Source organism: Microbacterium sp. (assembly GCF_031180975.1).
Taxonomy (GTDB): Bacteria; Actinomycetota; Actinomycetes; order Actinomycetales; family Microbacteriaceae; genus Microbacterium.
Map to the genome: position 1 here is coordinate 99,952 of NZ_JAPSLI010000011.1, position 21,124 is coordinate 121,075.

General features: G+C 70.5%; 21 protein-coding genes. 17 read left to right on the forward strand and 4 right to left on the reverse strand.

What is annotated here, in order from left to right; translation table 11 throughout:
• Positions 1-8: 8 nt before the first annotated feature.
• Positions 9-1,004 carry a LacI family DNA-binding transcriptional regulator gene (locus RIF65_RS14130; protein ID WP_309065027.1) on the reverse strand — a complete coding sequence of 332 codons (996 nt, stop codon included), beginning with the start codon at positions 1,002-1,004 and terminating at the stop codon, positions 9-11.
• A 180-nt stretch (positions 1,005-1,184) separates the two neighbouring features.
• Here RIF65_RS14130 and RIF65_RS14135 point away from each other — a divergent pair, with 180 nt between their 5' ends.
• The 5 genes from RIF65_RS14135 (at position 1,185) to RIF65_RS14155 (ending at position 5,670) form a co-directional block, all read left to right on the forward strand.
• A complete protein-coding gene (locus RIF65_RS14135; RefSeq protein ID WP_309064867.1) occupies positions 1,185-2,222 on the forward strand; it encodes a substrate-binding domain-containing protein in 1,038 nt (345 codons plus the stop codon).
• A gap of 62 nt (positions 2,223-2,284) precedes the next feature.
• The gene (locus RIF65_RS14140) at positions 2,285-3,286 is read left to right on the forward strand and encodes an ABC transporter permease (RefSeq protein ID WP_309064868.1); all 1,002 of its coding nucleotides are present in this window, start codon (positions 2,285-2,287) and stop codon (positions 3,284-3,286) included.
• A 14-nt stretch (positions 3,287-3,300) separates the two neighbouring features.
• Positions 3,301-4,098, forward strand: a complete 798-nt coding sequence (locus tag RIF65_RS14145; protein WP_309064869.1) for an ATP-binding cassette domain-containing protein — start codon at positions 3,301-3,303, stop codon at positions 4,096-4,098.
• Positions 4,091-5,005 (forward strand): PfkB family carbohydrate kinase, encoded by a 915-nt coding sequence (locus RIF65_RS14150; RefSeq protein WP_309064870.1) that lies wholly within the window; start codon positions 4,091-4,093, stop codon positions 5,003-5,005. Before RIF65_RS14145 ends, RIF65_RS14150 begins: the two co-directional genes overlap by 8 nt.
• Positions 5,002-5,670 (forward strand): nucleoside/nucleotide kinase family protein, encoded by a 669-nt coding sequence (locus tag RIF65_RS14155; protein ID WP_309064871.1) that lies wholly within the window; start codon positions 5,002-5,004, stop codon positions 5,668-5,670. The genes RIF65_RS14150 and RIF65_RS14155 overlap by 4 nt, the downstream gene beginning before the upstream one ends.
• Positions 5,671-5,785: 115 nt before the next feature.
• Here RIF65_RS14155 and RIF65_RS14160 read toward each other — a convergent pair whose 3' ends face one another.
• The gene (locus RIF65_RS14160; RefSeq protein WP_309064872.1) at positions 5,786-6,574 is read right to left on the reverse strand and encodes an SDR family oxidoreductase; all 789 of its coding nucleotides are present in this window, start codon (positions 6,572-6,574) and stop codon (positions 5,786-5,788) included.
• Between the two features lie 89 nt (positions 6,575-6,663).
• On the opposite strand from RIF65_RS14160, the gene RIF65_RS14165 reads away from it, so the two are divergent.
• Together RIF65_RS14165 and RIF65_RS14170 are read left to right on the forward strand one after the other, a co-directional pair.
• Positions 6,664-7,536, forward strand: coding sequence for a sigma-70 family RNA polymerase sigma factor (locus RIF65_RS14165; protein ID WP_309064873.1), 873 nt, complete (start codon positions 6,664-6,666; stop codon positions 7,534-7,536).
• A gap of 51 nt (positions 7,537-7,587) precedes the next feature.
• Positions 7,588-10,119 carry a DEAD/DEAH box helicase gene (locus RIF65_RS14170; RefSeq protein ID WP_309064874.1) on the forward strand — a complete coding sequence of 844 codons (2,532 nt, stop codon included), beginning with the start codon at positions 7,588-7,590 and terminating at the stop codon, positions 10,117-10,119.
• A 128-nt stretch (positions 10,120-10,247) separates the two neighbouring features.
• Here RIF65_RS14170 and RIF65_RS14175 read toward each other — a convergent pair whose 3' ends face one another.
• Entirely contained in the window at positions 10,248-11,507 is a 1,260-nt protein-coding gene (locus tag RIF65_RS14175; protein ID WP_309064875.1) for a LacI family DNA-binding transcriptional regulator, read from the reverse strand.
• 217 nt (positions 11,508-11,724) lie between these two features.
• Here RIF65_RS14175 and RIF65_RS14180 point away from each other — a divergent pair, with 217 nt between their 5' ends.
• The 9 genes from RIF65_RS14180 to RIF65_RS14220 all read left to right on the forward strand — a co-directional run bounded on the left by RIF65_RS14180 (position 11,725) and on the right by RIF65_RS14220 (position 19,356).
• The gene (locus RIF65_RS14180) at positions 11,725-12,549 is read left to right on the forward strand and encodes an ABC transporter substrate-binding protein (protein WP_309065028.1); all 825 of its coding nucleotides are present in this window, start codon (positions 11,725-11,727) and stop codon (positions 12,547-12,549) included.
• 125 nt (positions 12,550-12,674) lie between these two features.
• Positions 12,675-13,460 carry an amino acid ABC transporter permease gene (locus RIF65_RS14185; RefSeq protein ID WP_309064876.1) on the forward strand — a complete coding sequence of 262 codons (786 nt, stop codon included), beginning with the start codon at positions 12,675-12,677 and terminating at the stop codon, positions 13,458-13,460.
• The gene (locus RIF65_RS14190; protein WP_309064877.1) at positions 13,457-14,227 is read left to right on the forward strand and encodes an amino acid ABC transporter ATP-binding protein; all 771 of its coding nucleotides are present in this window, start codon (positions 13,457-13,459) and stop codon (positions 14,225-14,227) included. Before RIF65_RS14185 ends, RIF65_RS14190 begins: the two co-directional genes overlap by 4 nt.
• The gene (locus RIF65_RS14195; protein WP_309064878.1) at positions 14,227-15,315 is read left to right on the forward strand and encodes a Gfo/Idh/MocA family protein; all 1,089 of its coding nucleotides are present in this window, start codon (positions 14,227-14,229) and stop codon (positions 15,313-15,315) included. Before RIF65_RS14190 ends, RIF65_RS14195 begins: the two co-directional genes overlap by 1 nt.
• Positions 15,312-16,490: an NAD(P)/FAD-dependent oxidoreductase gene (locus RIF65_RS14200; protein WP_309064879.1), complete on the forward strand. Its 1,179-nt coding sequence runs from the start codon at positions 15,312-15,314 to the stop codon at positions 16,488-16,490. The genes RIF65_RS14195 and RIF65_RS14200 overlap by 4 nt, the downstream gene beginning before the upstream one ends.
• 240 nt (positions 16,491-16,730) lie before the next feature.
• On the forward strand, positions 16,731-17,789 hold the full coding sequence (locus RIF65_RS14205; RefSeq protein ID WP_309064880.1) for a M4 family metallopeptidase: 1,059 nt from the start codon (positions 16,731-16,733) through the stop codon (positions 17,787-17,789).
• On the forward strand, positions 17,764-18,105 hold the full coding sequence (locus RIF65_RS14210) for a protealysin inhibitor emfourin (RefSeq protein ID WP_309064881.1): 342 nt from the start codon (positions 17,764-17,766) through the stop codon (positions 18,103-18,105). The genes RIF65_RS14205 and RIF65_RS14210 overlap by 26 nt, the downstream gene beginning before the upstream one ends.
• Positions 18,106-18,184: 79 nt before the next feature.
• The gene (locus RIF65_RS14215) at positions 18,185-19,087 is read left to right on the forward strand and encodes a VOC family protein (protein WP_309064882.1); all 903 of its coding nucleotides are present in this window, start codon (positions 18,185-18,187) and stop codon (positions 19,085-19,087) included.
• Positions 19,088-19,104: 17 nt separating this feature from the next.
• The gene (locus RIF65_RS14220) at positions 19,105-19,356 is read left to right on the forward strand and encodes a hypothetical protein (protein ID WP_309064883.1); all 252 of its coding nucleotides are present in this window, start codon (positions 19,105-19,107) and stop codon (positions 19,354-19,356) included.
• Between the two features lie 27 nt (positions 19,357-19,383).
• Here the strand turns inward: RIF65_RS14220 and RIF65_RS14225 are convergent, their stop codons facing one another.
• The gene (locus RIF65_RS14225) at positions 19,384-19,920 is read right to left on the reverse strand and encodes a hypothetical protein (RefSeq protein ID WP_309064884.1); all 537 of its coding nucleotides are present in this window, start codon (positions 19,918-19,920) and stop codon (positions 19,384-19,386) included.
• Positions 19,921-19,975: 55 nt separating this feature from the next.
• On the opposite strand from RIF65_RS14225, the gene RIF65_RS14230 reads away from it, so the two are divergent.
• Positions 19,976-20,746: a ribonuclease H family protein gene (locus RIF65_RS14230; RefSeq protein ID WP_309064885.1), complete on the forward strand. Its 771-nt coding sequence runs from the start codon at positions 19,976-19,978 to the stop codon at positions 20,744-20,746.
• Positions 20,747-21,124 lie beyond the last annotated feature (378 nt).

Sequence of the window (21,124 nt, forward strand, 5' to 3'; positions counted from 1 at the left end):
CAGTCCTCTCAGGGTGTGGGCGGGCAGCCGCACGACGTGCGGCGGTGGAAGGTGGTCTCGATCACGCGGCGCTCGTGCGGCTCGGTCGACCCGCCGATGCGGCTCATCAGCAAATCGACGGCCTCGCGCCCCATGCGTGCTACGTCCTGCGCCATCGCCGTCAGCCCGGGTTCGAAGAGGTCGCTCCACTCGAAGTCGTCGTAGGCAGCCACGGCGACGTCACCCGGGATGCTGCGGCCGGCATCCTTCACCGCGCGAAGAGCGCCGATGGTCATCGCGTTGTTCAAGGTGACCAGCGCAGTGGGCGGGTCGGGATCCTTCATCAGCTCCGCGACGCGCAGAGCGGAGGTCTCCGAGTTCGACTCGCCGCCCACGACGAGCCGCTCGTCCACCGGGATGCCGTGGGCGGCGAGCGCCGCGCGGAAGCCCTTCTCACGATCGGCGGAGGAGTCCAGCCCGGGGAGGCCGACCACCGCGGCGATCCGGCGATGACCGTGCTCGATGAGGTGGGAGGCGAGTCGGCGGACCGACTCGGTGTTCTCCGGGATGACCTGGTCGCAGTCGAGATCCATGCTGCGGTCGATGAGGACGAGGGGCGTACCGGTCGCGGCGATCCGCTCGGCTGTCGGGAGGAATCCGGCAGAGGGCGCCACGATCAGGCCGTCGACGCGCCGTTCGAGCAGCGACTCGATGACACGCACCTCCATCTCGGGCTCGTCGTGGGTGTCGCCGAGCACCAGAACGTGATCCGCCGCCGACACCCGGCGCTCGATCGCGTGCAGCAGCGGACCGAAGTAGGGATTGGTGAGCCCGGAGATCGCCAACCCGATGGTGTGCGAACTGCCTCCGGCGAGGGTGCGCGCGACCGAGTTGCGTCGATATCCGAGAGCGGCGACGGCATCCTCGACGCGCTGACGTGTCTCAGGGTTCACCCGCCGGGTGTCGTTGAGGACGTGCGAGACGGTGCTCAAAGAGACGCCGGCACGCTGCGCCACGTCCACCATCGTCACCACGACGGCCCTCCTTCTCCCCGCGCACTTCTCCTGCGCACCCTGCGCATCCCGCGCCTCGCTCACGATAACAGCTGCATCACCGCCACGAAAGCGCTTGCGCAAGCGCTTTCGTGGCCGTATGGTGTGTGGCGGGGACACCGAGGTCCCCCGTGCGAGATCGAAGGAGTTCTCATGAAGCGCACCATTCCGAAGCGCCTGCTCGTCACTGCAGCAGCCTTCGCCGCATCCGTCATGCTGCTCGGCACCACCGCGTGCAGTTCATCCACGTCCGGTGGAGGCTCCGGCGACGGTGGCGGCGGATCCGATGCCGAGGTGAAGATCGGCCTCATCACCAAGACCGACTCCAACCCGTTCTTCGTGAAGATGCGTGAGGCCGCACAGGAGGCGGCCGACGAGAACGGTGCCGAACTGATCGCCCTCGCGGGCGCCTTCGACGGCGACAACGAAGGCCAGGTCGCCGCGATCGAGAACCTGGTGAGCCAGGGCGTCCAGGGCATCCTCATCACCCCGAACTCGTCCTCCGGCATCCTGGCGGCTATCAAGAACGCCCGCGATCAGGGCGTCATCGTCATCGCGCTCGACACGGCGACCGACCCCGAGGATGCCGTCGACGCGACCTTCGCGACCGACAACTTCGCCGCCGGCGTCGCGCAGGGCTCGTGGGTGAAGGCCACGCTCGGCGACACCGAGCCGAAGGTGCTCATGCTGGACGGGACCCCGGGCGGCACGGTGGACACCTTCCGTCACGACGGCTTCCTCGAGGGCATGGGCCTCGAAGAGGACTCCCCTGAAATCCTCGGCATGGAGAACACCAACGGCGACCAGACCAAGGCCCAGACTGCGATGGAGAACCTCCTGCAGCGCGCCCCCGAGGCGAACGCTGTGTACACCATCAACGAGCCGGCGGCGGCGGGCGGCTACGCCGCCATCCTCGCGGCCGGTCTCGAGGACCAGATCGTTATCGGTTCCATCGACGGTTCCTGCACGGGCGTCGAGAACGTCAAGAAGGGCATCATCGGCGCGACGGTGATGCAGTTCCCGACCAAGATGGCCGAGCAGGGCGTCGAGGCGGTTGTCGCCTACGCCAAGGACGGCACCAAACCGAAGTCGGGGTTCAACGACACCGGGTCGGTGCTCATCACCGACAAGCCGGTGGACGGCGTGGAGTCGAAGGACACCGCCTGGGGCGCGGAGAACTGCTGGGGCTGAGCCCCTTCGTGAGAGTGGGTCGCTCTGCGGGGCGGCCCACTCCCGGCAGAAGGACGAAACTCATGACGAACACACCCACCATGGCGGCGTCGACCGTCTCGCACTCGGCACGACCAGGGCTGTCCCGCATCCTGCAGGCGCCGCTGTTCGGCTCCACCATCGCGCTGCTTCTGGCGATCATCGTCTTCACGGCGATCAGTCCGCGATTCCTCGCGCCGGGCAACCTGTCGCTGATCCTCCAGCAGTCGGTCGTGATCGGCATCCTTGCCGTCGCGCAGACGCTGATCATCCTCACGGCCGGCATCGACCTCTCCATCGGAGCGATCGCCGTGCTCGGCACCATCGTGCTGGCACAGGCCGCCGGGTCCGTCGGCGCGCCGGTCGCCCTCCTGTTCACCCTGTTCGTCTGCGTCGCCCTGGGCTCCCTGAACGGCGGGCTGGTCACCGGGCTGCGCCTGCCACCCTTCATCGTTACCCTCGGCACGTTCACCGCGATCGTCGCCGCCACCCGACTGTTCGCCGGTTCGCAGACCTTCCCGGTCAGCGACCCGCTGCTGACCTTCCTGGGCACGACGGTGAATCTGGGCGGCTTCATCACCACCTACGGTGTGATCGCGATGCTGCTGGTCTACATCGTGGTCGGGTATGCGCTCACCCAGACCGCGTGGGGACGCCACGTGTACGCCGTAGGCGGGAACCCGAACGCCGCACTGCTGTCGGGGGTCAAGACGAACCGAACCATCCTGTCGGTGTACATCGTGGCCGGGGTCATCGCGATGATCGCGGCCTGGGCCGCACTCGGACGGATCCCCAACGCCGACCCGAACGCCTACCAGAACGCCAACCTCGAGACGATCACCGCGGTGGTCATCGGCGGCACCAGCCTCTTCGGCGGCCGCGGCGGTGTGCTCGGCACGCTGATCGGAACCCTCATCGTGGGTGTCCTGCGCAACGGGCTCACGCTCGCCGGCGTCGACAACCTGTACCAGAACGTCGCGACCGGCATCCTGGTGATCGTCGCCGTCGCCGTCGACCAGTTCATGCGGCGACGCAGCTCGCGCTAGGAGGAGCAGAGATCATGACTGATCTGAAAACGCAGACCCTCGCCCTGCAGGCGCGCGGGCTGGTGAAGCGATACGGCAGCGTCACCGCGATCAACGGCGCGGACTTCGATCTGCGCCAGGGCGAGGTGCTCGCGGTCATCGGAGACAACGGTGCGGGCAAGTCGAGTCTCATCAAGGCTCTCGCCGGGGCGGTGGTGCCCGACGAGGGCGAGATCCGGATGAACGGCGAGCTCGTGCACTTCCGCAGCACCGGCGACGCCCGCGCGCACGGCATCGAGACGGTGTATCAGGACCTCGCGGTGATCCCGGCCCTCGACATCGCGTCGAACCTGTACCTGGGTCGCGAGATCCGCCGCAAGGGGATCATGGGGTCGGTGTTCCGCCGCCTCGACATGCCTGCGATGCGCGCCGAGGCCGCGAAGCACCTCGACGACCTCAAGATCGGCATCAAGTCGGTGACCCAGGCGGTCGAGACGCTCTCGGGCGGGCAGCGCCAGGGCGTGGCCGTGTCGCGCGCCGCCGCTTTCGGCCGCGGGGTCATCATCATGGACGAGCCCACCGCTGCACTCGGCGTGCGGGAATCGGGGCAGGTGATCGAGCTCATCAAGTCGATCCGCGACCGCGGGATCCCCGTGGTACTGATCAGTCACGACATGCCGCACGTGTTCGAGGTGGCCGACCGCATCCACGTCCACCGGCTCGGACGCCGCGCCGCCGTCGTGGACCCGAAGCAGCGCAGCATGTCCGAAGTCGTCGCGCTCATGACCGGTGCGGAGCGACCCACAGACATCGAGGCGGCCGGCGGTGAGTGACAGCCGGCCCCGCGGCGTGTTCGCGGGGCTGGCCACCCTCGACATCGTGCACAGGGTGATCGCCCCGCCCGCCCGCAACGAGAAGATCACGGCGCGCATGCAGTTCGTGGCGGCGGGTGGACCCGCGGCCAACGCAGCGGTCACGTTCGCCGCGTTGGGAGGGCGGGCGACGCTCATCACGGCGCTCGGCCGCAGCCCTGTCGCACGGCTCATCGCCGCCGAGCTGGAATCGGTGCGGGTGGAGGTGATCGACGTCATGCCCGACCTCGACGCCCCCGCTCCGGTCTCGTCCATCGCGGTCAGCGAGGAGAGCGGAGACCGCGCGGTCATCGGCGGTGACGCGGCGGGCCTGGTCGTCCCGGCCCCATCGACGCAGATGCTGGAGGCCGCGCTGCAGGATTCCGTGGTGCTGCTTCTCGACGGTCATCATCCCGAGGTGGCGGCAGCCGCCGCCGAGGCTGCCGTCGCGCGACGCCTGCCCATCGTGATGGATGCCGGCCGCTGGAAGCCGGCGTTCGCCACTCTGCTCCCTCGCGCCACCGACGTAGTGATGTCGGCAGACTTCCGGATGCCGGACGCGGACGACGCCGCCGCGACCGCCGCGCAGCTGGTGTCACAGGGGATCCCGGCGGTCGTCGCCACGGCCGGCGCCGATCCCGTCCGATGGTGGAGCGAGGGGCAGGCCGGGACGGTCGAGGTTCCGCAAGTGCATGCCGTTGACACGCTGGCGGCGGGCGACGTGTTTCACGGCGCCTATGCGTTCGCGCTCGCACGCGGTGCCGACCTGAAGACGCGCATCGCCTTCGCCGGCTCGGTCGCGGCGACGCGATGCGGCATGATCGGACCGCGCAGTTGGCTCGACGCCGTCGCGGCAATCCCCCTGGACCCGAATCGAGGAGACCGGTGACCGCTTCACTGTCCGACACGCTTACGTTCACGCAGCTCGTGGAGCGCGCACAACGGCTCGCGGCGCGGGGCGGGCGCCGAGTGCTGGGCATCACCGGCGCCCCGGGCGCCGGGAAGTCGACGCTCGCCGAACGCCTCGTCAATGCGCTCGGGCCCGAGACCGCGGTGCTGGTGCCGATGGATGGCTTTCACCTCGCGGACGCCGTGCTGCACAGCCTGGGTGTGCACGCGCGCAAGGGCGCGCACGACACGTTCGACGGGTTCGGCTACGCCGCCCTGATGCGCCGCATCTGTGAACAGCAGCAGCGCGTGGCGGCGGGCGAGGACGACATCATCTACGCCCCCATGTTCCGGCGCGACCTCGAGGAGCCGGTCGGCTCGGCGATCCCCGTTCACCCGTCCACGCCACTGGTGGTCACGGAGGGGAACTATCTGCTGCTGGACCGGTCCCCCTGGCAGCAGGTGCGCGAGCTGATCGACGAGGTGTGGTTCCTCGCGCCACCCGAGGAGCAGCGCCTGGAGCGGCTGATCGCACGGCACGAGCGGTTCGGGCGTTCGCGCGAGGAGGCGACCGAGCGGTCGCTCGGCAGCGATCAGCGCAACGCCGACCTCATCAACGCGACGGCTCCGCGCGCGGACCTCATCGTTCGGCTCCGGGAGGAGTGAGAGCGCCCGGGCCGGTGTTCACAATTCAGGAGAACTCGCCGGGTTCGGGCCCGCCGGCGGCGATGTGATCGTCGCCACGCGGCTTCGTTCCTGAGTTGTGAACGCCGCACCGCCGTCACCCCCGGGCCGCGGCCCTGTCGCGCGCCCCGTCACGCTCCGCGAGGAACTCCCGCCACGTGCGCCGGCCCCGCAGGGCTGCGGGCCCGGCGAGGTTGGCGCCCGCTCGGTAGGCCCGTCCGACAGCCCCGGGAATCGCGAAACGCACCAACCGCCGACGCCGGCCCTGCGCCTCGGCGAACGTGCGGATCAGCTCCGCGATGTCGAGAACCTCGGGGCCCGCGAGGTCCGGCACCCGGCCCGCCGGCTCACCGAGCGCCACCTCGACGAGCCGTGCCGCGACCTCCTCCACGCTCACCGGCTCGAAGCGCAGGCCGCGCGGGGCGGGGGCCAACGGCATCCGCGCCATCGTCCGCGCCACTGGCAGGACGAAGTCGTGCAGCTGCGCCACCCGCAGGATGCTGAACGGGATGCCGCTGCGCTCGAACTCCTGCTCGGCGGCGCGCTTCATGCGGAAGTACCCGATCGGCATCTCGCCCGCGCCGATCACCGAGATCAGCACCAGGTGCCGCGCTCCGGCCTCTCGCGCCGCCCGGACCAGATTGCCCGCGGCGACGTCGTCGCCCTTCGCCCCACCGGCGAGGTGCAGCACGGTCTCCACCCCGGCGAGCGCCTCGGCCAGTCCCGTCCCCCGCACGGTGTCGCCCGCCACGTGCTGCACGCCGACGGTCGACGCACGCGGATGCCGGGTGAGCACGCGCACGTCGCGCCCCGCCTCGCCGAGCAGCCGCACCACGTGCCGCCCGATGGTGCCGGTTCCGCCGGTGACCAGAATGGGAGTGTTCATCATCATGTCCTTTCGTCGTGCCCCGGCCGGTCACATTCCGGCCCGGCCGGCCGTCGAGATCATGACGATCGACGAAGGGAAGATGTGACATGGACCAGCGCGAACTCGCCGAACGGTTCGAATGCGCCAGGCCGCGGCTGGTGGCGATCGCCATGCGCCTGCTCGGCTCGGCGGCGGATGCCGAGGACGCGGTGCAGGAGACCTGGCTGCGGCTGGCATCGGCGGATGCCGACAGCATCCGCAATCTGGATGCGTGGTGCACGACCGTCGTGTCGCGCGTGAGTCTGGACATGCTGCGGGCGCCCCGCCGCGCACGGGAGAGCTCCTGGCAGGTGGAGGCGTGGCGCGACGAACCCGCCGACGCCACCCCCGAACCCGCCGACCTGGTCTCGCGGTCCGACAGTGTCAACGTCGCCCTGCTCGTGCTGCTCGATGCGCTGAGCCCCGCCGAGCGCATCGCGTTCGTGCTGCACGACGTCTTCGGCGAGCCGTTCGAGGACGTCGCCCGCGCGCTCGGCAAGACGACGGCGGCCGCACGACAGCTGGCCTCGCGCGCCCGGCGGCGCCTGCGGGAGGCATCCGTCCCAGCGCGCGCCGATCGTCGGCGCGGCCGCGCCCTCGTCGAGGCGTGGCTGACCGCGGCGCAGGAGGGCGACTTCGACGCTCTCCTCGGGCTGCTCGACGAGGACGCGGTGCTGCACGCCGACTACGGCACCGGACACGAGACGGTCACGGGCGCCGGTGAGATCGCGGCGAAGGCGACGTTGGCCGCGCGCCTCGCTGCCCACTCCACCCCGGTGCTCATCGACGGCGAGCCGGGCGTCGCCGCGGTGCTCCACGGTCGCGTGGTCTCGCTCATGCGGTTCCGTGTGGACGACGAGCGGATCACCGGCCTCGAGGTGCTCGCCGACCCGGTCCGGCTCGCCCGGGTCGAGGTGCCGCAGGCTCCTGCCGGTCTGTGAACCGGCGCCCCGCGCGCAACGCGCCGCGCGATGCGAGAGGATCGAACCACCATGACAGCGCGCCTCGACCCCTCCCTCCTCCGCGGCGCCGACCCGGATGCCGTCTACGCGGCGTTCGTGGAGTGGGCCGAGTCCACCGGCATCCGCCTCTATCCGGCGCAGGACGAGGCGGTCATCGAGATCGTCTCGGGGCAGAACCTGATCCTCAGCACGCCCACCGGCACGGGCAAGTCGCTGGTCGCGGTCGGAGCGCATTTCGCCGCCGTCGCGGAAGGCCGGCGCAGCTACTACACCGCCCCGATCAAGGCGCTGGTCAGCGAGAAGTTCTTCGCGCTGGTCGACGTGTTCGGCCCGGAGAGCGTCGGGATGGTCACCCGCGACTCGGCCGTGAACCCGGACGCGCCCATCGTGTGCTGCACCGCCGAGATCCTCGCGAACCTCGCCCTGCGAGAGGGGGCGGATGCCGACGTCGGCCAGGTCGTGATGGACGAGTTCCACTTCTACGGCGATCCGGACCGCGGCTGGGCCTGGCAGGTTCCGCTGCTGGAGCTGCCCCAGGCGCAGTTCGTGCTGATGTCCGCCACGCTCGGCGACGTGACGGCGCTGGCCGCCGACCTCACCCGCCGGACGGGACGCGAGACGGCGACGGTCACGGGCGTCGAGCGTCCGGTGCCTTTGCACTACTACTACGCGACGACGCCGATCCACGAGACGATCGACGAGTTGCTGTCGACGGGACAGGCGCCGGTGTACATCGTGCACTTCTCCCAGGCCGCCGCCATGGAGCGGGCGCAAGCGCTCACCAGCGCGAAGGTCGCCACCCGCGAGCAGCGCGACGAGATCGCCGAGCTCATCGGCGGATTCCGCTTCACCACCGCGTTCGGGCGGACGCTGTCGCGGCTGCTGCGGCTCGGCATCGGCGTGCACCACGCCGGCATGCTGCCGAAGTACCGCCGGCTGGTCGAGCAGCTCGCGCAGCGCGGGAAGCTGCGGGTCATCTGCGGCACCGACACGCTCGGCGTGGGCATCAACGTGCCGATCCGCACGGTGCTGCTGACCGCGCTGACCAAGTTCGACGGCACCCGGATGCGGCAGCTGAACGCGCGCGAGTTCCACCAGATCGCCGGCCGCGCGGGGCGCGCCGGCTTCGACACGGCCGGCACGGTGGTCGCCCAGGCGCCGGAGCACGAGACCGAGAACCTCGCCGCCATCCGCAAGGCGGGCGACGACCCGAAGAAGAAGCGGAAGATCATCCGCAAGAAGGCGCCCGACGGGTTCGTGTCGTGGGGCGAACCGTCGTTCAACAAGTTGATCGAATCCGAGCCCGAGACGCTGTCCTCGCACATGCAGATCACCAGCGCCATGATGCTGAACGTGATCGCTCGCGGCGGGGACGTGTTCGGCAATATGCGCCGATTGGTATACGACAACCACGAGCCGCGGACGCGGCAGCGTCTGCTCGCGCTGCGCGCGATCGGGATCTTCCGCACGCTCGTGGAGTCCGGCGTCGTGGAGCGCCTTCCGATCGTTGAGCGAGCCGGAGGCGAGACGCCCACGGTGCGCCTCACCGTCGACCTCCAGCCGAACTTCGCGCTCAATCAGCCGCTGTCGCCGTTCGCGCTGGCGGCGTTCGAGCTGCTCGACCCGTCCGCGGCGACCTTCGCACTGGACGCGATCTCGATCATCGAGGCCACGCTCGACGACCCGCGCGCGATCCTCAGCCAGCAGGAGTTCCTCGCCAGGGGCGAGGCCGTCGCGGCGATGAAGGCCGAGGGCATCGAGTACGACGAACGCATGGAGTTGCTGGAGCAGATCAGCTACCCGAAACCGCTCGAGGAGTTGCTCACCGCTGCGTTCGACGTGTTCGCCACCGCCCAGCCGTGGATCCGCGACTTCGAACTGCGACCCAAGTCGGTGGTGCGCGACATGTACGAGAGGGCCATGTCGTTCGGGGAATATGTCGCCTTCTACAAGGTCGCCCGTTCCGAGGGAGTGGTGCTGCGCTACCTCTCGGATGCTTACCGCGCGGCGTCCCAGACCATTCCCGAGCACCTGAAGACCGAGGACCTGCGCGACCTCATCGAGTGGCTGGGCGAGCTCGTGCGTCAGGTCGACTCGTCGCTGCTCGACGAATGGGAAGAGCTTGTCTCGGGAGCGATCGACGTGTCGAAGCACACGGATGAGCCGGTCGTCCCGCCTGCGCCGAAGCGGCTCACCACGAACGTGCGCGCGTTCCGCATCCTGGTCCGCAACGAGCTGTTCCGCCGGGTGCAGCTCGCTGCGCGCGACGATCTCGACGCGCTCACCGAGCTCGACCCGTCGTTCGACGGCTGGGCAGACGCGCTGGATGCGTACTACGCCGAGCACGACGAGATCCGCACAGGTCCGGATGCCAGGAGCTCGGCGCTCCTGATCCTCGACGAGGCGCCGCACGAGCAGGCCGGCCGGGTATGGACCGCCCGCCAGATCCTCGACGACCCCGCCGGCCACCACGACTGGGGCATCTCCGCCACCATCGACCTCGACGCCTCCGACGACGCGGGCGAGGCCAGCATCCAGGTGACCAACGTGACCCGCCTCTGACCCCGTCCCCGTTCTCGTCCCGTTTGGGGCGGGTTTTCGCGTTTGGGGCGGTTGCCGTCCGCCCCAAACGCGAGAATCCGCCCCAAACCCGGAAGATGAGGGCCGGAAGATGGGGTCGGACGAGAGGGTCAGCGGGCGGGGGCGGCGACGGAGCCGCGCTCGATCAGCTCCTGCGGGAGGGTGTGGACGGATGCCGGATGCGCGGCGCCCTCGATCCGGTCGATGAGCAGCCGGGTCGCCAGCGCGCCGAGCTCGCGCTCCGGCTGGGCGATGACGGTGATCCCGGGATCGGTGACCGAGGTCCACGGGGCGTTGTCGAAGCCGACCAGCGAGATGTCGTCGGGGATGCGCAACCCGAGGTCGCGGATCGCGCGGAACGACTCGATCGCGATCACGCTGTCGGACGCCACGATCGCCGTGACGGCACTCTCAGCCGTGATGAGTTCGGTCACCATACGACCGATCCCGTACGACGCGGCGCCGAAGCGCACGAACTCCAGCGGATCGGCGATGCCGGCGGCGCGCAGCGCCGACGCGAACCCGACGACACGGTCGTCGATCACCGACGAACCGAGACCCGTGGTGAAGCTCAGCGTGTCGCCGGTCCACACCGCCCGGGGGCCGACCGGGTCCGGCTCCTCCAGCGTGGACACGTACGCGATGCGCCGGTGCCCGGCGTCCAGCAGCACCTGGGCGAGGCGCCGCGCGCCGTCGCGGTTCGCGGCGACCACGGCATCCGCGTCGAAGTCGTGCACGAGCCGGTCGAAGAACACCACCGGCCGCCCGGCGTCGGCGATCCCACCGTAGATGCCAGGTACGAGCGACGATGTCGGCGCGATGAGCAGGCCGTCGACGCGCTTGGCGAGCTGCACCTCGATCGCCTTGCGCTCGGCCTCGAGATGCTCACGCGAGTTGGAGAGGATCAGGTCGTACCCGGCCTCCTCGGCGACGTCCGCTGCTCCGCGCGTCGCCTGCGCGAACGCCGGGTTCTCGATGTCACCGACGATGATCCCGATCGTGTTCGACCGGCCGGTGCTCATGCTGCGGGCCACTTCGTTCGGCCGGTAGCCGAGCTCCTCCGCCGCCGCACGGACCCGCTCCCGCACCTTCGCGCTGACCGCGCCGTAGTCGCCGAGCGCACGCGCCGCGGTCGCCTTCGAGACGCCCGCGCGGCTCGCCACATCGGCCACCGTCGCGCCCCTCCGCGGCTCCACGCGACCTGCCTCACGCCGCGGCTCGCCCACAAGACCGACGGTTTCGCGCCGCGGCTCGCCCACAAGACCGACCGCCTCGCGGACGGCATCGCGCCGCGCCACGCCCGCAAGACCCGCCGCCTCGCCCGTCTTCCGCTCCCGCGCGTCCTCGCGCTGTTCGCTGCCTGCGGCCACCGACCGCCTCCTCTGTCTTCGTCCGACTCAGCCTATTGACGTGTCGGCGCTGCGCATGTATTCTCCTGGAAACCCCGATTGAGACCGGTCTCAATTCTAGACGAGACCAATGAGGCTCCGAAAGCCTCCCGACAACGCAGTCCCCCAAGAGAGGAGCCACACCGTGGCCAAGAAGTTCCCGTTCCGCCGCGTCGCGGTCGCCGCCGCGGTCGCCGGAATGCTCGCACTCACCGCGTGCGGCCAGAGCGGCAGCCCCGAGTCGACCGGCGAGGCCGGCGACGACAACCCGTACGGCCTGATCACCCCCGGTCAGATCCGGGTCGCCAGCCTCGGCGACGCCAAGCCGTACACCTTCACCGACGAGAGCGGCGAGTTCACCGGCTTCGACGTCGAGCTGTTCCGCGATGTCGCGGAGCGCATCGGCATCGAGGATGTCGTCTTCACCGGACAGGACTTCTCCGGCCTGCTCGCCGCAGTCGCCAACGGCCAGTTCGACGTGGGCGTCGCGGCCATCGGCATCACCGACGAGCGCAAGCAGACCGTCGACTTCAGCGACGGCTACCTGGCCGGCTACCTGACCGTGATGGCCAGCCCCGACTCCGACATTACCGACGAGGACAGCCTCGCCGGCAAGCGCCTCGGCGTCGTGCAGGGCACACTGCAGGAGGCCTACGCCGTGAAGAACTTCACCGAGACAGAGCTGGTGCGCTTCCCCGACAACAACGCCGCCATCTCGGCCGTGAACAGCGGGTCCATCGACGCGCACTTCCTCGACTACGAGGCGGCCAAGGAGTACGCCGCCCAGTACGGGCTGGAGAACGCGATCGACATCCCGTCGTTCGACGCCCCGGCCGGCTTTGCGATCGCCAAGGGCAAGGACGAGTTCAAGAAGGCCCTGAACGAGGCCCTGCATGCAGCCATGGAGGACGGCACCTGGAAGGAGCTGTACCAGAAGTGGTTCCCCGGCTCGCCGATGCCCGAGCAGTACCTCCCCAGCGACGAGCAGGGCGAGGACGCCGAGCAGACCGAGGGCGGCGAGTAACCACCTCGTCGTGTGCGGGCCCCGGCCCGGCATCCGGCTCACGCTCCGGCATCCTGCCCCGCCCGGCTCACGCCGGCTCGCGCCGAAGCTGACGCCGGGGCCCGCACCCCCGAAGGGAGATCCTCATGGACTGGCTCGACAACATCATCAAAACGTTCTTCGATTTCGAGGCGATGCTGCAGGTGCTGCCGCAGCTGCTCGGAACGGGACTGGTGAACACCCTGGTCATCTCGGTGTTCGCCACGCTGCTGGGCATCGTGATCGGCATGATCCTGGCGATCATGGGCGTCGCCCACACCCCCTGGCTGCGCGTGCCCGCCCGCATCTACACCGACATCTTCCGCGGCCTGCCCGCGATCCTCACCATCCTGCTGATCGGGCAGGGCTTCGCCCGGATGAGCCAGCAGATCTTCGGCCCGTCCCCGTACCCGCTCGGCATCCTCGCGCTCAGCCTCATCGCCGGCGCCTACATCGGCGAGATCTTTCGCGCCGGCATCCAGTCGGTCGAGCGCGGCCAGCTCGAAGCCTGCCGCGCCCTGGGCATGACCTACGGCTCCGCGATGCGCCTGGTCGTCGTCCCGCAGGGCATCCGCCGGGTCCTTCCCGCCCTGGTGAACCAGTTCATCGCGATCGTGAAGGACTCCTCCCTGGTGTACTTCCTGGGCCTGCTGGTCAGCGAGCGCGAACTGTTCCGCGTCGGCCAGGACGCCGCGGTGCTCAGCGGCAACCTGTCCCCGCTGGTCGCCGCCGGCGTGTTCTACCTGGTCATCACCGTCCCGCTGACCCACCTGGTGAACTACTTCGACAACCGGTTCCGCACCGGACGCCGCAAGGCCACCGCCCCCAAGAGCGGCCTGGAAGAGGTCGCCGAGACGCTGAGCCCCACCCTCACCCGAGGAGAGAACACGTGACCTACACATCCCCGCAGCCCGTCACCGACGGACGCTTCTACGAGGGCTCCCGGCTGCACATCGAGAACCTCGTCATGGCCTACGGCGACGTCGACGTCATCCGCGACGTCACCATCAACGTCGAACCCGGCACCACCACCTGCATCATCGGCCCCTCCGGATCCGGCAAGTCCACGCTGCTGCGCGGCGTGAACCGCCTCCACGAGCCCAAAGCCGGGCGCATCCAGCTCGCCGACGACGACGCCCTCGCGCTCAAGCCCGACGTGCTGCGCCGCCGGGTCGGGCTGGTGTTCCAGCACTTCAACCTCTTCCCCGACCACACCGCCCTGCAGAACGTCGCGCTCGCCCTGCGCAACGTCAAGCGGATGCCGAAGGGCGAGGCCGAACGCATCGCCCTGGCCCGCCTCACCGAGGTCGGCCTTGCCGAACGCGCCGACCATCGCCCCCGCGACCTCTCCGGAGGCCAGCAGCAGCGCGTCGCGATCGCCCGCGCCCTCGCAATGGAACCCGAAGTCATGCTCTTCGACGAGGCCACCAGCGCCCTCGACCCCGAGCTCGTCAAGGGCGTTCTCAATCTGATGGCCGAGCTCGCCCAGCGCGGCATGACGATGCTCGTCGTCACCCACGAGATGGGCTTCGCCCGCAAGGTCGCCGACCAGGTCGTCTTCATGGACGAGGGCAAGGTCGTCGAGGCCGGCACCCCCGACCAGATCTTCGACGACCCGCACAGCGACCGCCTGAAGCTCTTCCTCTCGGAGGTGCTGTGATGACGGGTGCCGCATCGCGGCCGATCCGCACCGCAGTGGTCGGGTTCGGCGTCTCGGGGCGGGTGTTCCACAGCCCGTTCCTCGCCGCCGACCCGGCATACTCGCTGGACGCGATCGTCACGGCCGACCCGGAGCGGGCGGCGGATGCCGCGAAGCGGTACCCCACGGCATCCGTCCTGGCATCCGTCGAGGAGGCGCTGGAGCGCGCCGCAGATCTCGACCTGCTCGTGATCGGCACGCCGCCCGCCACTCACGCCGGCATCGCGACGGCGGCGCTGGATGCCGGTCTGGACGTGGTCGTCGACAAGCCGTTCACGGTGACGTCGACCGAGGGCCGCGAACTGATCGCCCACGCCGAGCGGCGGGGCCGCCGGCTGACCGTGTTCCAGAACCGGCGCTGGGACGGCGACTTCATCACCGTGCGCGACCTGGTCGAGACCGGCCGCCTCGGCGCGGTGCGCCGTTTCGAGTCGCGGTTCGAGTGGTACAAGCCCGAGATCCGCGCGAGCTGGAAGGCCGAGGCCACGGCCGCGCAGGGCGGCGGCATCCTGTTCGATCTCGGCACGCATCTGATCGACCAGGCCGTGCAGCTGTTCGGCCCGGTCGCCGAAGCGCGCGCCGAGCTCGCTGTGAACCGGCCGGGCGGCGTGGCCGACGACGACGCGTTCGTCGCGCTGCGGCACACGTCGGGCACCATCTCGCACCTCTGGATGAACTCGCTGGCCCCGCAGTTCGGCCCGCGGTTCCACGTGCTCGGCTCGCAGAGCGGCTACACCAGCCACGGTCTGGACGGGCAGGAGGCCGCGCTCGGCGCAGGCGCCTCTCCGGCCGACGAGGACTACGGCGTCACGCCGCCGGAGCGCTGGGGCGTGTTCGGCGTCGAAGGGTCGCTGGAGCCTCTGCCCACCGTCCGCGGCGACTACGGGGCGTTCTACCGCGCCCTCGCCGACAGCATCCGCGGCGGCTCCCCGCTGCCCGTCGACCCGGCCGACTCCGTCGGCGTGCTCGAACTCATCGAGCGCCTGCACGAGGAGACCCCTCTGCACCGCGCCGACGACCTCACCACCATGAACGAAGGACAACGATGAGCAACCAGACTCCTGCCCACGTCGCCGTCATCGGCGGCGGCATCCTCGGCACCTCCACGGCCGCGCACCTGGCGCGCGCCGGCGCGCAGGTGACCCTCGTCACCGCCGGGAAGCTCGCCGACGGGGCGTCAGGTCGCTCGATCGCCTGGCTGAACTCGTCCGGCGACCGGTCGGCCGCGTACCACTACCTGCGTCTGATCGCGATCGACCGCTACCGCACGTGGGCGGCCCGTCACCCCGAAAGCGGCGCCTACCTGCGCTTCGACGGCGCGCTGAAGTGGGCCGGCCCCGACGAGAGCTTCCGCGAGACGTTCGCGTTCGAGCGGGCCGGCGGGTACGACGCGATCTGGATCGACCGCGCGCAGGTGCCGTCCTACGCGCCCGACGTGAACCCGGATGCCGTCGCCGACGAGGGTGCGATCTACAACCCCGGTGAGGGTTGGGTGAACCTGCCCGACATGATCGCCGCCCTCGCCGCCGAGGCGCGCGCGAACGGCGCGACGATCGTCGAGGATGCCGGAGACGCGCGCGTCGACGTGCAGGATGGAACGGTCGCCGGCGTGATCCTCGGCGACGGCTCGCGCCTGGCCGCGGACCGCGTCGTGCTCGCCACCGGCCCCGGCGTGCCGGCGCAGCTCGCCGAGCTGGGCGTGACGGTTCCGGACGCCTCCCCCGCGGCCTTCGTGCTGTTCACCGACCCGGTGCCGGAGCTGAACGTGCGCACCGTGCTGAACACGCCGCGGGTGGCGGTGCGTCCGACGCCCGACGGCCGGCTGGTACTGGATGCCGGATGGGCCGAGGAGTCCATCGTCGTCGGCGACGACGGCTCGATCACCGTGCCCGACGAGTCGGTGCAGGGTCTGCTGGACGAGGCGTCGAAGGTGCTGGCCGGCGCGCCGGTGCTCACCGCGAGCCGCGTGGGCGCCGGGTGGAAGCCGATCCCCGGCGACGGCGACCCGGTGGCCGGCGCGGTGCCCGGCATCGACGGGCTGTTCACGCTGTTCACCCACTCGGGCGCGACGCTCGGCCTGATCCTCGGCGAGCTGATGGCCGAGCAGGTGCTCACCGGCACCCCGTCGCCCGTGCTGGCGTCGTTCCAGATCGACCGGTTCTCCTCCGACGCGCAGCCGAAGCAGGTCGGCACGGACGCCTGGGCCCCCGTCCCGCAGCGCTGACCCCCCCCCGAACGCGCCTCCACCCGGGTTCCCGACGTCCACCCGGGTTCCCGACGTCCACCCGGGTTCCCGACCTCCCGGCATCCATCCCGGGTTTGGGGCGGATTCTCGACTTTGGGGCGGTTCTCACCGCCCCGAACGCGAGAATCCGCCCCAAACGCCTCTCGGGCTGTCGGGGTGCGCACGGGATGTCGCCGCCCGGGCGTATCGTCGCTGGCAGGGGAAGATACGGAGGGTCACATGATCGAACGAGTCCACGGGATCGTGCCGGGGTATCTGCTGGCGCGGCTGGCCGAGTCGGGGCGGTTCCCGCACGCGGCCGAGGCGGCACGACAGACCCTGATCGCCGGCCGGCCCGTCTTCCACTCCACGCTGGAGCTCTCCATCGACGAGTCGGGTGCGTTGATCGCCGAGGTCACCGCCGCCCCGACCCGCACGATCCACGACGCCCAGAACACCGAGCGCCTGCCCGGTGTGATCGTGCGCGAAGAGGACGACCCGCCCGTCGCCGACACCACCGTCAACGAGGCGTTCGACGGTCTCGGCGCCACGTTCCAGCTATTGCTGGAGGCGTTCGAGCGCAACTCGCTGGACGGCGCCGGAGCCCCGCTCCTCGCCACCGTGCACTACGGCGAAGACTACGACAACGCCTTCTGGGACGGCACGCGCATGGTGTTCGGGGACGGTGACGGCGAGGTGTTCCGCGGATTCACCCGGTCGCTGTCGGTGATCGGGCACGAGCTCGGCCACGGCGTGATCCAGGCCACCGCGAACCTCGAGTACCGCGGTCACTCCGGTGCACTGAACGAGTCGATCGCCGACGTGCTCGGCGCGCTCACCGAGCAGCACCTGCGCGGCCAGACCGCCGACGAGGCCAGCTGGTTGATCGGTGAGGGCATCTTCACGGATGCCGTGCAGGGTCGCGCCCTGCGCTCGATGCTCGAACCGGGCACCGCCTACGACGACGACGAACTCGGCAAGGACCCGCAGCCGGCCCACATGCGCGACTACGTCGACACGCAGGAGGACAACGGCGGGGTGCACATCAACTCCGGCATCCCGAACCGCGCCTTCGCGCTCACCGCCCGCTCACTCGGCGGCAACGCCTGGGAGGACGCGGGGCGGATCTGGTACCGAGCGCTGACCAGCGGACTGTCCGCCGAGGCAGGCTTCGAGGACTTCGCGCAAGCCACCCTTGCGGCGGCGGGCGACCTCGGCTTCGATGTGGAGAAGGCGGTGCACGACGCGTGGGCCGCCGTCGGGGTGATCGAGGATGCCGAGAGACGCAGAGAACGCTGACGCCGACGCCGGCGACGCCACCGAGGAGCGCGGGCAGCTGGTGATCGTCGTCGTGCGCACGGGCGGCTTCGCCGGCATCCGCCGCGGCTGGGAAGTGCACCCCGACGAGACCGAGGCCGGTGAGTGGGTCGAGCTCGTCGAACGCTGTCCGTGGGACGAGCCGACGCCGGAGCAGCCGGGCGCCGACCGTTACGTGTGGATCATCCGGGCGGAGCTGCCCGACGCGCGTCGCGAGCGCGAGATCCCGGATGCCGCCCTGGACGGCCCGTGGAAGACGCTCGTCGACGCGGTCCGGGAGCGCGCCGCTTCGCGCTAGCGAGCGGCAGGGTCGCGCACGATGCGTCCCCGCGTCCGCAGACGACGACCAGATCGACCGACACGAAGGAGTGCAGCACATGGCGCAGAAGATCGTCCCCAACCTCTGGTTCGACAAGAACGCCGAGGAGGCGGGAGCGTTCTACGCCGGCGCTCTCCCGCGCACCACCGCCGCCGTGGTGACCCGTTACCCCGACGAGGTGCCCGACTGGCAGGCGGAGTTCGCCGGCGCGCCGCTCACCGTGGACCTGCTGATCGACGGCTTCCGGATGACACTGATCAACGCCGGCCCGGAGTTTCGCCCCAACCCCTCGATCTCGTTCCTGCTCAACTTCGACCCGCTCCTCTTCGACGAAGACGCGGATGCCGCGCGGCGCAGCCTCGACGCGGCCTGGGCCGCGCTCGGCGACGGCGGGTCGGTGCTCATGCCGCTCGACGAGTATCCGTACAGCCCGCGCTACGGCTGGATCGAGGATCGCTACGGCGTGAGCTGGCAGCTGATGCTCACGGACCCGGAGGGCGACCCGCGGCCCTTCGTGATCCCGCAGCTCATGTTCGCGGGCGACGTGCAGGGCAGGGCGCGCGAGGCGGCCGAGTTCTACGTGTCGCTCTTCGACGACGCCGCGCTCGGCCAGCTGATCGAGTACCCGGAGCAGACCGGCACCGCGGCGGCGGGAAGCGTCATGTTCGGTGAGTTCCGCATCGGCGATCAATGGTTCGCCATCATCGACTCCAGCGTGGCGCACGACTTCGGCTTCGACTGCGGTGTGTCGCTCGAGGTGCGCTGCCGGGATCAGCAGGAGATCGACCGGCTCTGGGACGCCCTGTCGGCAGTGCCCGAGGCGGAGCAGTGCGGGTGGCTCGCCGACCGATACGGGGTGAGCTGGCAGATCGTGCCCGAGAACATGGGTGAGCTGATGAGCCGGCCCGGGGCGTACCCGAAGATGATGGCGATGAAGAAGCTGGTGATCGCCGACTTCTGAGGGCGCAGAATGGGCACATGGGTCTTTTCCAGCAGCGTCCCGAGGAGGAGCAGAACCAGTGGGCCGGGCTCCCGTCCGAGCCGATCGAGGTGAGCGAGGCGGAGCGGCTCGACGAGGCGCCCACCCTCGACCTGCTGGACGTGGGGCTCGGCGCCGCGTACTCGACGATGGTGTTCCCGGTCGCGCCGCCCGCGCCGGAAGCCGTTGACGTGACAGACGGCGACCCCGGGGCGGACGAGGGCGACCCCGAGCCCGACGAGACCTACTGATCCGGTCGCTCCGACGGGGATCCCGCCTCAGCGCGCTTCGCCGCGCAGCGGCCACCGACCGGTGCGCTCCTTGAACGCGATCGCCGCCTGCAACGGCGCCACGTCGAAGAGCGCCGGGTTCAGCGCCAGCGTGTCGCCACCGGTCGAGCGCACCACCAGCCGCGGCTGCCCGTGCGACGTCGTGGTGCGGTACTCGGCGATGTCGCTGTACGCGATGGACTTCTCCACCCCGAACACGGTGCGGAAGCGCACGGCATCCGCCTCTGGCGCGACGTACCAGTTGCGGTACATGACGAGGAACAGGATGCCGCCCGCGGCCATGGCTCCCGACGCGATGCGCATCGCGGCGAGGTCCTCGGTGTATCTCGACGTGAACGCGATCAGGCCGAGCAGGAAGCCGACGGCCAGCAGCGCCCAGCCGACGATGGCGACGAGCTTCGGCATCCGCAGGCGGTTCGGCTGACTCTTGCCGCGGTTCGGATGCCGCCAGCCCCACCACACCAGCGCGACGAGCAGCACCAGGATGATGCCCACGAGCGCGTACTTGAGGAGGAGGCCGGTCACCCCCTGACGTTACCAAGCGCACGGCGGGTGCCTCGCGGCGTCGTACGGTGGAGGGATGACGATCACCGCGGCCGCAGACGGCTCCGCCCTCGGCAACCCCGGCCCGTGCGGCTGGGCCTGGTACATCGACGACGACCGCTGGGCCGCGGGCGGGTCGCCGCACGGCACGAACAATCAGGGCGAGCTGCAGGCCGTGCTGGAACTGCTGCGCGCGACCGCCGGCACCGATGAGAAGCTCGTCATCGAGTGCGACAGCCGCTACGTCATCGATTCGGTGACGAAATGGATGCCGGGATGGAAGCGTCGCGGATGGCGCAAGGCCGACGGAGCACCGGTGCTCAACCGCGAGCTGCTGGAGGGCATCGACGAGGCCATGCGAGGACGCGACGTGTCGTTCTCGTGGGTGAAGGGTCACGCCGGTCACCCCCTCAACGAGGCGGCGGATGCCAGGGCGAACGCCGCCGCGGCCGCCTACAAGGCCGGCGAGGAGCCGCGTCGCGGCCCCGGGTTCGTCAGCGCGGCGGATGCCGGGGCGACCCTGGCCGGCGCCATGGCCGTGACCGCGGGCGCCGCTGTAGCCGATGTCGACGCCGGTGCGTCGCGCCCGACGGCGGCTGTGCCGGATGCCGCGTCCCGGCGCGACGCGGAGCCGGCTCCGCTGTGGGCGGAGGCGTCCGACCTTCTCGACGTGCTGGACGGCGTCGCTCCGGCATCCGATCCCATTGAACTGCGCGTGTCTTTGTCGGGTGAGGAGCACGCCCGGCTGCGTGATCTCGCCGACGCGCAGGGCGTCTCGCTGGAGGAGGCGCTGCGACGCCTCATCTGAGCCGCGGCGCCCCGCACGCCCCCAAAGGTGGCGCATGTGGTCACCTGGCCCCACACATGTGGCGCAGATGGCCGCCACCCAGGCGCTGAAGCGACCACTCGCGCCACATCCCGAGAGCGCGCCGGCCCAGGCGCGCGCGAGCCCCGCCCGGCCCGGGGACCCCCGCCCCTGGCATCCACCCCGCCCCAAAGGTGGCGCACCTGGTCACCCCGCCCCACGCATGTGGCGCAGATGGCCGCCACCCAGGCGCTGAAGCGACCACACGCGCCACATCCCGAGAGCGCGCCGGCCCAGGCGCGCGCGAGCCCCGCCCGGCCCGGGGACCCCCGCCCCAGGCATCCACCCCGCCCCAAAGGTGGCGCACCTGGTCACCCCGCC

Bases quoted from the DNA above. Each gene is read 5' to 3' on its own strand.
- RIF65_RS14210 (WP_309064881.1), top strand. From the start codon at position 17,764: ATGCCGAGAGACGCAGAGAACGCTGACGCCGACGCCGGCGACGCCACC.
- RIF65_RS14170 (WP_309064874.1), top strand. From the start codon at position 7,588: ATGACAGCGCGCCTCGACCCCTCCCTCCTCCGCGGCGCCGACCCGGAT.
- RIF65_RS14215 (WP_309064882.1), top strand. From the start codon at position 18,185: ATGGCGCAGAAGATCGTCCCCAACCTCTGGTTCGACAAGAACGCCGAG.
- RIF65_RS14135 (WP_309064867.1), top strand. From the start codon at position 1,185: ATGAAGCGCACCATTCCGAAGCGCCTGCTCGTCACTGCAGCAGCCTTC.
- RIF65_RS14200 (WP_309064879.1), top strand. From the start codon at position 15,312: ATGAGCAACCAGACTCCTGCCCACGTCGCCGTCATCGGCGGCGGCATC.
- RIF65_RS14160 (WP_309064872.1), bottom strand. From the start codon at position 6,574: ATGAACACTCCCATTCTGGTCACCGGCGGAACCGGCACCATCGGGCGG.
- RIF65_RS14185 (WP_309064876.1), top strand. From the start codon at position 12,675: ATGGACTGGCTCGACAACATCATCAAAACGTTCTTCGATTTCGAGGCG.
- RIF65_RS14195 (WP_309064878.1), top strand. From the start codon at position 14,227: ATGACGGGTGCCGCATCGCGGCCGATCCGCACCGCAGTGGTCGGGTTC.
- RIF65_RS14165 (WP_309064873.1), top strand. From the start codon at position 6,664: ATGGACCAGCGCGAACTCGCCGAACGGTTCGAATGCGCCAGGCCGCGG.
- RIF65_RS14180 (WP_309065028.1), top strand. From the start codon at position 11,725: ATGCTCGCACTCACCGCGTGCGGCCAGAGCGGCAGCCCCGAGTCGACC.
- RIF65_RS14230 (WP_309064885.1), top strand. From the start codon at position 19,976: ATGACGATCACCGCGGCCGCAGACGGCTCCGCCCTCGGCAACCCCGGC.
- RIF65_RS14205 (WP_309064880.1), top strand. From the start codon at position 16,731: ATGATCGAACGAGTCCACGGGATCGTGCCGGGGTATCTGCTGGCGCGG.
- RIF65_RS14145 (WP_309064869.1), top strand. From the start codon at position 3,301: ATGACTGATCTGAAAACGCAGACCCTCGCCCTGCAGGCGCGCGGGCTG.
- RIF65_RS14140 (WP_309064868.1), top strand. From the start codon at position 2,285: ATGACGAACACACCCACCATGGCGGCGTCGACCGTCTCGCACTCGGCA.
- RIF65_RS14220 (WP_309064883.1), top strand. From the start codon at position 19,105: ATGGGTCTTTTCCAGCAGCGTCCCGAGGAGGAGCAGAACCAGTGGGCC.
- RIF65_RS14130 (WP_309065027.1), bottom strand. From the start codon at position 1,004: ATGGTGGACGTGGCGCAGCGTGCCGGCGTCTCTTTGAGCACCGTCTCG.